At 34.7% G+C, this 13,556-nt stretch carries 10 protein-coding genes and 1 pseudogene; 8 read left to right on the top strand and 3 right to left on the bottom strand.

What is annotated here, in order from left to right; genetic code table 11:
• Positions 1–4,344, bottom strand: a pseudogene (locus G6042_RS01770) (hypothetical protein); the annotation flags it as partial.
• 162 nt (positions 4,345–4,506) lie between these two features.
• On the opposite strand from G6042_RS01770, the gene folE reads away from it, so the two are divergent.
• From folE to lgt, 4 genes are all read left to right on the top strand, one after another.
• Positions 4,507–5,178 carry a GTP cyclohydrolase I FolE gene (gene folE / locus G6042_RS01765; protein WP_169522544.1) on the top strand — a complete coding sequence of 224 codons (672 nt, stop codon included), beginning with the start codon at positions 4,507–4,509 and terminating at the stop codon, positions 5,176–5,178.
• A 96-nt stretch (positions 5,179–5,274) separates the two neighbouring features.
• Positions 5,275–6,756, top strand: a complete 1,482-nt coding sequence (gene cysS / locus G6042_RS01760; RefSeq protein ID WP_169522543.1) for a cysteine--tRNA ligase — start codon at positions 5,275–5,277, stop codon at positions 6,754–6,756.
• 22 nt (positions 6,757–6,778) lie between these two features.
• The gene (gene yidD, locus G6042_RS01755) at positions 6,779–7,024 is read left to right on the top strand and encodes a membrane protein insertion efficiency factor YidD (RefSeq protein ID WP_169522542.1); all 246 of its coding nucleotides are present in this window, start codon (positions 6,779–6,781) and stop codon (positions 7,022–7,024) included.
• A 49-nt stretch (positions 7,025–7,073) separates the two neighbouring features.
• Positions 7,074–8,000, top strand: coding sequence for a prolipoprotein diacylglyceryl transferase (gene lgt, locus G6042_RS01750; RefSeq protein ID WP_169522541.1), 927 nt, complete (start codon positions 7,074–7,076; stop codon positions 7,998–8,000).
• A gap of 104 nt (positions 8,001–8,104) precedes the next feature.
• Here lgt and G6042_RS01745 read toward each other — a convergent pair whose 3' ends face one another.
• Both G6042_RS01745 and G6042_RS01740 read right to left on the bottom strand, forming a co-directional pair.
• Positions 8,105–9,145 (bottom strand): RluA family pseudouridine synthase, encoded by a 1,041-nt coding sequence (locus tag G6042_RS01745; RefSeq protein WP_169522540.1) that lies wholly within the window; start codon positions 9,143–9,145, stop codon positions 8,105–8,107.
• A 3-nt stretch (positions 9,146–9,148) separates the two neighbouring features.
• Positions 9,149–9,766, bottom strand: a complete 618-nt coding sequence (locus G6042_RS01740) for a PASTA domain-containing protein (RefSeq protein WP_169522539.1) — start codon at positions 9,764–9,766, stop codon at positions 9,149–9,151.
• 90 nt (positions 9,767–9,856) lie between these two features.
• Between G6042_RS01740 and G6042_RS01735 the strand changes: the two genes are divergently transcribed.
• The 4 genes from G6042_RS01735 to G6042_RS01720 are packed head-to-tail and all read left to right on the top strand — an operon-like array spanning position 9,857 to position 13,537.
• Positions 9,857–10,843: a D-alanine--D-alanine ligase gene (locus G6042_RS01735; protein ID WP_169522538.1), complete on the top strand. Its 987-nt coding sequence runs from the start codon at positions 9,857–9,859 to the stop codon at positions 10,841–10,843.
• A 30-nt stretch (positions 10,844–10,873) separates the two neighbouring features.
• Entirely contained in the window at positions 10,874–11,497 is a 624-nt protein-coding gene (locus tag G6042_RS01730; protein WP_211161613.1) for a zinc ribbon domain-containing protein, read from the top strand.
• 1 nt (position 11,498) lies between these two features.
• Entirely contained in the window at positions 11,499–11,957 is a 459-nt protein-coding gene (gene coaD / locus G6042_RS01725) for a pantetheine-phosphate adenylyltransferase (protein ID WP_169522536.1), read from the top strand.
• Between the two features lie 50 nt (positions 11,958–12,007).
• Positions 12,008–13,537, top strand: coding sequence for a carboxypeptidase-like regulatory domain-containing protein (locus G6042_RS01720; protein WP_169522535.1), 1,530 nt, complete (start codon positions 12,008–12,010; stop codon positions 13,535–13,537).
• Positions 13,538–13,556 lie beyond the last annotated feature (19 nt).

Genomic DNA, 13,556 nt, shown 5'->3' with positions numbered 1-13,556 from the left:
AATTGGCGCATCGTTTACAACAATAGTTACTGTTCCGGTTTGTGGTTGACTACAAACTGGTGTTCCTGAACTCGCTACACTTATCAATTGGTATACAAATGTTCCCGAAGCGGTTGTTGGTACATTTATCGTATAGCTATTTCCTGTACTGGTAACTGGTGGTTGAACTACCGTGTCTAAACTATAAGTAAACGTATAAGGTGCTGTTCCGTTAAATCCTGTCAACACTACTTGTGGTTCTGCAAAGTTCAAACAGGTTGTTGCTGTTCCCGAAATTGATGCCGTTGGCAAGGTTACAACTGTTACCGTTGCTGTACCACTTTGTGGCTGGCTACATGCTGGTGTGCTTGCGCTTGAAACGCTTAGTAATTGGTAGTTAAATGTTCCACCATTAGCAGTCGATACTGGTACTGTTACGCTATTTCCTACTGTGGTAGTAATAGTTTGTGTAGCGTTATTTTGATCTAAATAGGTAAACGTATAAGGTGCTGTTGCATTCGCTCCAGTAAAGGTTATCGATGGATTAGCTGCACCTTGACAAACTGTCGTTGTTCCACTTATTGTGGCTGTTGGTAATGGATTTACGGTAATCGTAGCTATTCCTCCAACTAATTGCGAACAGGTTGTTGCTGGGTTAGTTACATTTATTAAGGTATAACTCGTGCTTGTTGTATATGCCGAAGTAATCGTTGCACTTCCTGATGCGTTTAACGTCACACTTCCCGTCGTTCCCGGATTTACTAAATAATTCACTACCGCATCTGGTGTTCCTGTAAAAGTTACCGTTGCACTATCTCCTGAACAAATTGTTGTTGTACCCGAAATTGTGGCGGTTGGAAGTGGATTAACCGTTACAGTAGCTGTTCCACTTTGTGGTTGACTACAAACTGGTGTTCCTGAACTCGAAACACTAACTAATTGATAAGTAAATGTTCCTTGAGTTGCCGTTGAAACTGGAATAGTATGAGTATTTCCTGGAACTGTAACTGATTGAGGATTACCTGATGAATCAATAAAGTTAAAAGTATATGGTGTTGTTCCATTAGCTGCTGTAAAGGTTATTACTGGATTAGCATCACCTTGACAAACCGTTGTTGTTCCAGATATCGTTGCGGTTGGTATTGGATTTACCGTTACAACTGCTGAACCTGTAAGCGTTTGCGAACAAAGTGTTGTTGGGTTTTGAACGCTAACTAATGTATAAGTTGTATCGGCTGTATATGCCATACTAATTGTTGCATTTCCTGTTGCATCCAATGAAATAGTTTGATTTGAACCAGAGTTTATAGTATAAGTTACTACAGCATTTGGAGTTCCTGTAAATGTAATTGTAGTTGTATCGCCTTCACAAATAGAAGTCGTACCTGAAATTGTTGCTGTTGGAATTGGATTTACAATTAAAGTAAAACTTGTAACTTCAAATTGAGTTGGATCGGTACTGCTTTCCATTCTAACAAAAATCTCTTGTCCGTTAACTCCTGTAAAATTATTTGTTGGACTAATTGGACTGACATCACCATTTGCATCGGCTAAGTTCAAATGCAAAGTAACAACATAATCTGCTGGATCATTGGAACCAAGAGCAACTGCTATTTGTGGTGTTAAATCAAATATTGCATCAGCACTTCCATAACTCGTTTCACATAGTGTTAAATCTGGTGGTGTAACTGGTCCACAATCATCTACTATCAATTGAAATGGTTTAACAATAGTACATCCTTCTAGACTTAAATATATTGCTGCGTAAATTGTCTGTCCATTACTTGTAAAAGCTGTTGGAGTTGAAATTGGATTAGCCAAAAGATCGGCTTCTGCAGCAGTTAAATGATACGTTATTTCATAAAGTGAAGGTGTTAAACTTCCTAATATAATAGGAGTATTTTCTTCTAAGTTAAATATATTAGAACACTCTGTTAAATTAACAGGTGAATTGGTTACATCAGGATTAACATTTAATGTAATGTCAGAAGTTGCTGTTTGAATTACATTACAAATAGAATATTCCGCTTTAAGAGTATAAGTTGTTGTAGCCGATGGACAAACTGTAACGGTTGGTCCCGTACCAATTTGAGTTGTACCTTCATACCAACTAACTGACATTGGAATATTTGGTCCAGTTGGTGTAAATCGCCAAGCTTCTGATACGTTATCAAAATTATTTGGATCTGAAGGTGTTGGGTCTGTATTAAATGGAACAGCATTTCTTCCTGGTGCTGCATATCCTTGTGTACCTGTAGCGTCCATTATACCAATTATACCTCTACCTCCATTCCATCCAGTACATGCAGTTCTTCTTAGTACATAAACTTCAATAATATTTGAAACTTCATACAATACAATTTGTGTGGTTGAAACTCCAATATCATTTCCACAAGAAAATTGAGGTAAATCTTTATAGTTAACAATAAATTTTCGGCATGGATATGTTCCAACAACCTGATAATTAATGTTTTTAAAATTTGGAGCTTGATTAGGAACAGCAAAATTAGTATCTTGATACACACCCATAATTGAATTACTAACATCTCTAGCTAAATTAGCATCGTTTACATAATCGGTATTTGGAATTGGTAAGTTATAATCCCAACGACATCTTGGGAAATCAAGAGGTGGAGTCTGAGGATGATATTTAAAGGTTATTATTCCATTGGTACCCACTTGGAGCGATGTATAATTATTGCCAAAAAAGCAAAAGTTCATACCCGCAGGAAAATTAAAAACATCGTGCCAGTCATCATCACCTAAAGTTCTTGTATCAGTTGGAGGCAATGGATATAATTGTATCCATGAAGGATTTTCAAAAGGTGCTTGAGGACAAAAAGGTATTGAAGTAACCGCATAACTTGTTGTAGATGGCACATCTGAAATATTAGCTTCTAATGTTCTACACTCATTTGTTGTACACAATGTCAAATCTAGTGGTTTTGTTCCAGGTGCTGGAACTGTTTCTACCGTAGCACAACCATTTGGAATCACTAAAATTACAATTTCTTCATTAGTGTATTGTCTTTCACAAAAGGTAAAAAAGTTTCTAACATTAGTCATTGTATAGGTATGCGTTTCCTGTAAAGCAGGTGTTACCCAATTTACTGTTCCACTTGCAGGAATATTAACCGTATAAGTTGTAGGATTGGGAAATGTACCATAATCAACCAAGGTAACTGTAGATTGTGGCGTTCCTGTAATGGTTACAGATGCTGAATTTCCTGGACAAATTGTAATATCCGCAGGCAATGTTGCAACTGGCAATTGATTGACAGTTACCTGAACTGTTCTAGTCAATGGCGCACATGAACCAACGGTTGATGTAGCCGTATAAGTTGTTGTAACCGTAGGTGAAACTACAACTGTATCACTATTTGGTGTGGTCAAAGAAGAATCAGCTGGTGAAGCTGTCCATGTATAAGTAGAAGGACTTCCACCTACTTCTAAAGTAGCTGAACTTCCAATACAAATTGCTGTATTAGCTGTAATCGATAAACGTGGTCCAACTACTATATTAGTTAAAGTTGTTGATGCAGCTGTTGGTGTAGTACTATCAACTACTGCAACTGTGTAAACTCCTGGTGCTAAACCAGTAAAAACTCCAGTAGTATTTGTTCCTGTTCCAGCACCAGATAACGTATAAGTATAAGGTGCAGTTCCTCCAAAAGCCGTCGCTGTAATCGAACCATCATTTGGCACAGCACAGAGCGCATTGGTTGCATTTGCCGTTAAAATCAAACTACTTCTTAAAACAAAATCATCTACTGCAAAATCATTCCCAACTGCATTTCCATTACTATTAGACAATGATATTTGTACTGTAGTAGCCGTTGCTACAAATGAGTATAAAACTTGTTTCCAGCCATCAGCAGGCAATGGTGCCAATGTACTTCCTGAAAGTAATGTTACTAAATTACCACCCGTAACTTGCACATCTATATTGGCTTGTGTTGTTGGATCTGTAACCAAATCTGAAACTGATTTTATCCAATAACTAAAATAATATGTTGTCCCAACAACCGCAGTAGTAACTCCACCGCCAGTATTTCCTGCACTCCAAAAAGGAGTTCCAGGAGTTGTATTTCCGTCAATAATCAACATTCTTCCAGCTCCAGTTGTTCTATCGCCTTCAAAATTAAAATCGGCTGTGTTTAACCTTTTTGGAAAATTTGCAACACCAAAGTTTCCTGGAACAGTTGTACCAGAAAATGGTGTCACCAATTGGGTATATCCAGCACCATTGGTCACAAAACCAATTCCAGAACCGCCTGTTTCAAAGCCCGGATTGGATATTAAATTTTGTGCTTGTATCTGAATTAAACTTAGGAAACTAAAAAGAATTAGTAATTTACTTTTCATATACGTTTTTTTATTTTTTAAAGGAGCGAAATTTACATAAATTTAAGAAATATTTAGCTTATTTTTTAAATATTTTCAAATATTAACACTATGAGAATTTGTTTAGAATAATTATTATCTTTGTCACTTCAAAAAAATAACCTACGTAAATCTTAGTTTTTAATGATAAACAATGATAATTTTCAGGATGAGATTGGTGATAACCATATTGCAACTAACGCCTCAAATCCTGTAAGAAAAGATGCCTTTGACATTCCTGATGACAAAAAAATCGAATTAATAAAAAAAGATGTCGAAAGTATTCTGACAACTCTTGGAATGGATTTAACAGATGATAGCCTAAAAGGAACTCCAAATCGTGTGGCCAAAATGTTTGTAAAAGAAATTTTTGGCGGATTAAATCCTAACAAAAAACCAAGTTCATCTACGTTTGCCAATAATTACAAATATGGCGAAATGCTGGTTGAAAAAAACATCACTGTCTATTCAACTTGCGAACATCATTTACTTCCAATTGTAGGACGAGCTCACGTGGCTTACATCTCTAACGGGACAGTTGTTGGTCTTTCCAAAATGAACCGAATTGTGGATTATTATGCCAAAAGACCTCAAGTTCAAGAACGTTTAACGATGCAAATTGTTCAGGAATTACAAAAAGTTTTAAACACCGAAGATGTAGCGTGTGTTATTGATGCCAAACATCTTTGTGTGAACTCAAGAGGAATTCGCGATATTGAAAGTAGCACGGTTACATCAGAATTTGGTGGAAAATTCAAAGACGAAAACACCAAACGTGAATTTTTAGATTACATTAAATTAGATACTCAGTTTTAAATTTAGAATTTAGAAGTTAGAATTTAGAAGCTAGAATATAAAACTTGGTTTGAAATTATTCAAATCTGACTTGCAATAATAAAATCAAAAGCAAAAATGCAACTATATAAAAATCATACATTAGAATTATACAACTCGCTTTCAGGAAAAAAAGAAACCTTCACTCCTATTCATGAAGGTAATATTGGCATGTATGTTTGTGGACCAACGGTTTACAGCAATGTTCATCTTGGAAATGTGAGAACATTTATGTCTTTTGATATGATTTTCAGGTATCTGCAACATCTTGGATATAAAGTTCGCTATGTTAGAAACATTACCGATGCTGGACATTTAACCGATGATGGAAATGTGGAAAACGACCGTTTTGTAAAACAATCGCGTTTGGAAAAACTAGAACCAATGGAAGTTGTTCAAAAATACACTGTGGATTTTCACAAGGTTTTGGACACTTTTAATTTTCTTCCGCCAACGATTGAACCAACAGCAACCGGACATATTTTGGAACAAATTGAGCTTACACAAAAACTAATCGACAAAGGTTTTGCTTATGAAAGCAACGGTTCGGTTTATTTTGATGTGTTAGAATACAACAAACGTGGCATGAATTATGGCGAATTGAGTAATCGAAATATCGAGGAACTTTTTGCCCAAACACGTGATCTTGATGGTCAAAACGAAAAGAAAAATCCTCAGGATTTTGCACTTTGGAAAAATGCTTCTCCGGCACATATTATGCGTTGGAATTCTCCTTGGGGCGAAGGTTTTCCAGGTTGGCATTTGGAATGTACCGCTATGAGTACAAAATATCTTGGCGAAACTTTTGATATTCACGGTGGCGGAATGGATTTGAAATTTCCGCATCACGAATGTGAAGTTGCGCAAGGAAAAGCTTGCAATGGTCATTCGCCAGTAAATTATTGGTTACACGCCAACATGTTGACAATGAACGGACAACGAATGAGTAAATCAACTGGAAATTATATTTTGCCAATGGAATTAATCAATGGCGATAATAATTTCTTTGAAAAAGCGTTTCATCCAAATGTGGTTCGTTTTTGTTTTATGCAAGCACATTATCGTAGTGTTTTGGATATTTCAAATGAAGCTATGGTTGCCAGCGAAAAAGGTTTGCAACGTTTGATGGAAGCTCTTGAAGTGGCTAAACTTTTAACTCCAAATAACTCATCTACTTTGGATATTTCGGCTTGGAAAAAAAGCTGTTATGATGCGATGAATGACGATTTTAATACGCCGATTTTAATCGCTAATTTATTTGAAGGTATTCGTTTTATTAATTTGGTAAACGACAAAAAAGAAACGCTTACTGCTGAAGATATTGCTACTTTAACCGAAACGATTTCAACATTTATTTTTGAAATTTTAGGGATAAAAGACGAAAAAGCAACTTCAAATAATTCTGAAAAACTAGAAGGTGTTGTTAAAATGCTTATCGGAATGCGAAACGAAGCTAGAGCTAACAAAAACTTTGCTTTATCTGACCAAATTCGCGATGAACTTTTAGCATTAAACATTCAATTGAAAGACGGAAAAGACGGAACTTCGTTTATTTTGTAACTATTTGGAAACTATTAAAATCATGCTTAAAAAAATTTTAATAGCGCCATTTTTGTTCCTCATTCGGTTTTATCAAGTGGCAATTTCGCCATTTACACCTCAAACCTGTCGATTTGAACCTACATGTTCAAGTTATTTTATTGAAGCGTTAAAAGTTCACGGACTATTTTATGGTTTTTATCTTGGTGTAAAACGAATTTTGAGTTGTCATCCATGGGGAAAAACGGGTTATGATCCTGTTCCCGAAAAAAAATGTAATCACAAATAGTATATCGCATTGACAATTTATTGTTATTTTTGAAAAAATTATACAAGTTATGATCTGGAATCCATCAGAAGGAATTGATTTAGGTTTTTTTATTATTCGTTATTATAGTTTGATGTTTGTCGTAGCCTTTGGTTTAGGTTGGTACATCATGAAACACATTTTTATAAGAGAAAAGATTGATTTAGAAAAACTCGATACACTTTTTATTTGGACAGTTATTGCTACACTTCTTGGTGCAAGATTAGGTCATGTTTTTTTCTACGACTGGGAATATTACAGAAATAATTTAACTGAAATTCTATTGCCATTCAAATTTGAAAATGGATTTGAATTTACAGGTTTCCGTGGTTTAGCTAGTCATGGTGCAGCGATTGCTATCATTATTGCCGTTTATTTTTACAGTAAAAAAGTCGTTCAAAAACCAATGCTTTGGGTTTTAGACCGAGTGGTTATTCCGGTAGCTTGTGGCGCAATTTTCGTTCGTTTAGGTAACTTTTTTAACTCAGAAATTGTTGGTAAAGAAACCGATGCAACCTATGGAATTAAATTCGTTAGAGATTTCTACTCGCCAAAAGATGCTGTAAATGCAACTCAAATTAATGATGTAAACGAAGCTTACAATGCTATTGCAACCAACCCACAGTTTGCTGCTTTGTTAGAAAAAGTTCCTTATAAATATCCAGCGCAATTGTATGAAGCGATTGGCTATGTATTCGTTTTTGCTATTCTTTTCTTTTTATATTGGAAAACAAACACGAGAGAAAAACACGGATTACTTTTTGGTTATTTCCTAATCATGCTTTGGTCTGTTCGCTTTGTAGTGGAATTTGTAAAAGAAAGCCAAGGCGGAATTGAAAGTCTTTTTGGTGTATTATCAACTGGTCAATGGTTGAGTATTCCGTTTATTTTGGCTGGATTGTTTTATCTTTTCCTTGCCGAAAAACCTTTCGATGAATATTTTAAAGACGAAGAGTAAATCTTAACTTATAAGTTTTTTTTTCTAAAACCATTAAGGCATTTAAGTTCATATAAGTTTTACTCTTAAATGTGCTTAAATGCCTTATATGGTAAATTTTCTACTTATTCCGTTTCAGCAGAATGTGATTTAGCATAATTACGCCATTTTTCTACACATTCCTGAATATCCGATGGAATTTCGGTGTCAAAACGCAAAAATTCTTTCGTTGTTGGATGTTCAAATCCTAGTGTTTTGGCGTGCAACGCTTGTCTTGGCAACGTTTTAAAACAATTGTCGATAAACTGTTTGTATTTGGTAAACGTTGTTCCTTTCAAAATTAAATCGCCACCATATCGAGCATCGTTAAATAAGGTATGACCAATATATTTCATGTGAACACGAATTTGATGCGTTCTTCCGGTTTCTAATTTGCAGGAAACTAAAGTTACATAACCAAATCGTTCCAACACTTTATAATGAGTAACCGCATGTTTTCCTTGATCGCCTTCGGGATAAACCGCCATTTGCATTCTGTCTTTTGCATGACGAGCAATGTTTCCAACAATCGTTCCTTCATCGTCTTTTACATTTCCCCATACCAAAGCAATATATTCTCTTTCAGAGGTTTTTTCTTCAAATTGTTTTGCCAAATGCGTCATCGCGGCTTCGGTTTTTGCTACAACTAGAAGTCCTGAAGTATTTTTATCAATTCGATGAACCAATCCTGGTCGTTCACTTGAATTCATTGGCAAATTATCAAAATGAAACGCCAATGCATTGACTAAAGTTCCAGTGTAATTTCCGTGTCCAGGATGAACAACTAATCCTGCTGGTTTATTAATAACCAAAAGTGCATCGTCTTCATAAACAATATCCAGCGGAATATCTTCGGGAATAATATGATTTTCAAACGGCGGATGCGTTAACATCACTCGAACTACGTCAAAAGGTTTTACACGATAATTGGATTTCACCGGAATATCATTTACCCAGATATTTCCATTTTCGGCAGCTTGCTGAATTTTATTTCGCGTAGCATTTTCGATTAATTGCATCAAAAATTTATCAACCCTAAGAAGCGATTGACCTTTTGGAGAAACAAATCGATGGTGTTCAAATAATTCGTCTTCTAAATCAGAGAAATCGGTAGTATTTGTATTCATCAATTATTCGGCTATTGGTGGAATATCAGTACTATCAACAGCGGTAGAATCAAGCATGGTATCGTCAAAAACTACTTTTCCATCGCCAAGAACTAAATCAATTTTGGAAGATTTTAGTACTTTTTCGCCTGCTTTAATTCTTTTTCCGTTGATAGACATTTCAAGAACCATGTCTTTTCCTAAATAAGGTTTATAAGTAATTGTTCCTTCTTGTAAACCTGCAGCTTTCAACGTTGGAACAGCTTGACGATAGGTTTTCTCAATCAAATCGGGAACAGCAACCATAGTAAAGGTTTCGGCATTGATTTTGAGATATATTTTTCTTCCTGCTTTTACTTTTCTACCTGGTTTTGGTTCTTGATCCACGATAGTCAACTTTGGAAAATCAGGATTGTAATCAACTGTATCCAATATAATATAGTCCAACGAAATATCGCTTAACTTTTCTTCGGCTTGTTCTACACTTAATTTGCTCAAATCGGGAATGGCAATTTCTTGTCCGTGATTGGTAATATAATTTAAACTATTAAAAAATAAAAATGCCAATGCACCAACAACTCCCATTGCAAAAAGCATTTGGGCAAAAAACACTTTACTCGTTAAATATTTTCTTAAACTCATAAATTTTTTATTTAGGCAAATATAAGAAACATCAAAGGTAATTCGTTTGAAAAAAAATGATAATTTTGTTTAACTTTAATTAAATAATAAATGAACGTAGCTGTTGTTATGGGTGGATATTCCGACGAATCGGTAATATCATTACGAAGTGGTCAATTGATTTTAAATCACCTTGACCAATCAAAATACAAACCTTTTGAAATACATATCTTAAAAGAAGGTTGGCATTGTATCATAGAAAATGAAAAATATCCCATCAACAAAGCAGATTTTACGTTCACTAAAGACAATCAAGTTATAAAATTTGATGTAGTTGTGAATACGGTTCACGGAACGCCAGGCGAAGACGGACATTTACAAGCTTATTGGGAACTAATTGAATTACCCTATACAGGTTGTAATTATTACCAATCGAGTTTAACATTTAACAAAAGAGATACACTTTCGGTATTATCAAAATTTAATATCCCAAAAGCCAAATCAATTTATTTATCCAAAGGCGATACCATTGATGGAACTAAAATAGCTGCCGAATTAGGTTTGCCTTTTTTTGTGAAACCAAATCAATCTGGAAGTAGTTTGGGCGTTTCTATGGTAAACTCTTTGGATGAATTACAAAAAGCATTAGATTTTGCATTTGCCGAAGACAATGATATTTTGATAGAATCGTATTTAAAAGGAACAGAAGTTTCGGTTGGTGTTCTTAATTATAAAAATGAAGTTACTGTATTAGGATTGACAGAAATTGTTTCAGAGAATAAATTCTTTGATTATGAAGCTAAATATTTAGGTAAATCCGAAGAAATAACACCAGCTCGAATTTCATCTGAAACCGAAGAGTTAGTTCGAACTACTGCAAAAAATGCCTATAAAGCATTAGGCATGATTGGTTTTTCACGAACTGATTTTATCGTCATGGATGGCATTCCACATTTTATAGAAATCAATACCAATCCGGGTTTATCGCCTCAAAGTATTTTTCCGCAACAAGCAGCATTTGCTGGAATTCCTTTTAGTGATTTACTCGATAACGAAATTGAGTTGGCTTTGGCTAAAAAACCTATTTGGAAAAAATAACCTCATCACTAAATACCCAGAAAAGTATAAATGATTTTCTTCGGAACAAGATTAAGGTCTATAAAGAAAGGAATGTTAACTCATGTTCTTTGTCAATACTGTGGAGAAGACAGTGAAATGGAATATGATTTTCAACAAAAATACTTTCATCTTTACTTTATTCCTTTTTTTCCATTAAAAAAGAAAGTCAGTGTTTGTTGTGAAAACTGCTACTCCGTTTTTGAAGGCAAATATATTGACCAAGCTATTCAAGTAAAATTAAATCGTGTAACCGAAAGACATCCAATCAATACACCTATTTGGACGTTTTCGGGAATTATTTTACTAACTTTACTCATTTCTTGGGCTATTTGGCAGTCTGATAGACATTCGCTTGTTGAAACAGATTATATAAAAAACCCTAAGAAAGGCGATGTTTATTTTGTTGAACATTCACCCAAAGAATATACCACTATTTACAGTACTTGGCGCGTGGATAAAGTTGACAACCAAAACGTTTATTTTACCTATAACGATACATCAGTAACTAAATATACTAAAGTTTTTAGTATTTTGTCAAATAATCGATATACTACTAAAAAAGGAATTCTTTCCCGAAAAAAGATAGAAGATCTTTTTAAAAAAGACAGTATTATTTCAATAACACGAGAATAAAATGAAAAGAAAAGCCGTTTTCCCGGGATCATTTGACCCAATAACCTTAGGTCATTTTGATATTATCAAAAGAGGAATTTCGTTGTTTGACGAAGTGATTGTAGCCATTGGTATCAATGCCGATAAAAAATATATGTTCTCACTTGAAGACCGAAAACGCTTTATCGAAGAAGCTTTTAAAGACGAGCCAAAAGTTAGCGTGATTACCTATGAAGGTTTGACCATTGATTTATGTAGAAAACTAAACGCTGACTTCATTCTTCGTGGACTTAGAAATCCGGCCGATTTTGAATTTGAAAAAGCCATTGCACACACTAATCGAAGATTATCCAAAATAGAAACCGTCTTTTTACTAACTGCTGCCAAAACGTCCTATATCAGTTCGAGTATCGTTCGCGATGTTATTAGAAATGGTGGTGATTATTCGGTTTTAGTTCCCGAAAGCGTTGTGGTTAAATAAATTTGATTTTATTAAAAAAATATAAAGCCTTTCTCAATCTTTAAATCTACATGACAAAACAACTACCAAAAATCGCTTCACTCCTATTTCTTTTATTTTCATTTCTTCCGCAGCAAGGTATAAGCCAAACCATCACAGCCAAGATTATTGATGGGCAAACTGGCGAAAGCATTCCGTATGCGAATATTATTGTCAATAATTCTGAAAATCTAGTTTCTAATTCAGAAGGTTATTTTACACTTTCTGAGAAAAATAGCGATGATGCCGTTCAACTTTTGGTTTCCTATTTGGGTTATGCTAACCAAACGCTTACCGTAGCCGAACTGAAACGCAATCAAAACAAAATCAGTTTACAACCCGGAATGATTGAGCTTAGCGATGTTACTTTGAATGAAAAAAAACTGACCGCTTTGCAAATTATGGCAAATGTAAAAGCTAATTTAAAAAACAATTATAGCATTCAAAAAAATGCTACAAAGGATAAAATCTTCTTTAGAGAATCAGGTTATCTTACTCCAAAAATACTTAATGTAGAAATTGATAAATCGACGGGTTTTACCAAAGATGGTTTGAAAAAAGCCAATAAAGAAATTGCCGCATTTACCTCAAAATTAATCACTAATCCGCCAAAAGAATACACTGATATTCTTTGTGATTACTACCATTCTGTTACCCAAAAAGAGAAAATGGTTTATTCCACAAAAATGGATGTCATAAAAGCTACTAAACTAAAGAACGAAAACAATGCGGTTTCACTGGACGAGCTTGAAAAATCGGCTGTAAACATCTTGTTGACACATTTAGACACAACCAAATACTACCGAATAAAAAGCGGTTGGTTTGGTTCGCGCGATACCATTTCGCTACGAAAAGACTTCAATAAAAAGAAAAACAAAACTAAAAACACCCGATTATCTTCTGCCAAAAACAGTTTGAACATGTTTATGTATGAAAATAGTATTATCAACACTGCAAAGTTCAATTTTATTGATAACCACGAACTGTATGACTATAAATATGAAGGTGCCAAATATTCTAGCGACAACGAATTTATCTACGTGGTTAGTTTTAAACCAAGAAAAAGCAAAGCCAAATATGTAGGCAAACTGTATATTTCCGAAAGTGATTTTGCCGTGCTTCGAGTGGATTATAATTTAGCCGAAGGCAAAAAAGAAGGCGGATTTAACATGAAACTTTTACTAGGTGTAAAATCGTTGGAGAATGTGAGTAACGGAACGATTATTTATAAAAAATCGCCTTCGGATAACGGTTATCACTTGCATTATGTTTCTCAAGAAACCGGACAATACATTTACTTAAACCGACCATTGAAGTTTATCGAGCTCACCGATGAAGAGAAAGACGTAGTAGCTTTTGACCTAAAACTAGAAGCCAATCAACGAGAGAAAATTGAGTTTTTAAACATTGCCAGAAGCGAAATTGACCATGCCGATGTTGAAAAAATAAAAGAAGAAGAATTCAATTTCATTAAACTAAAAGCTTATGATGCTAGTATTTGGAAAAACTATATTGCCATAGAACCGCTAGCCGAAATGAAGCAGTTTAAAGCGGAGGATTAAAAAACTTCTTCATAACTGG

The sequence above is a fragment of the Flavobacterium solisilvae genome, assembly GCF_012911605.1.
GTDB classification, from domain to species: Bacteria; Bacteroidota; Bacteroidia; order Flavobacteriales; family Flavobacteriaceae; genus Flavobacterium; species Flavobacterium solisilvae.
Note: the sequence above shows the minus strand (reverse complement) of the source record. Positions and strands in the feature narration are given on the sequence as shown.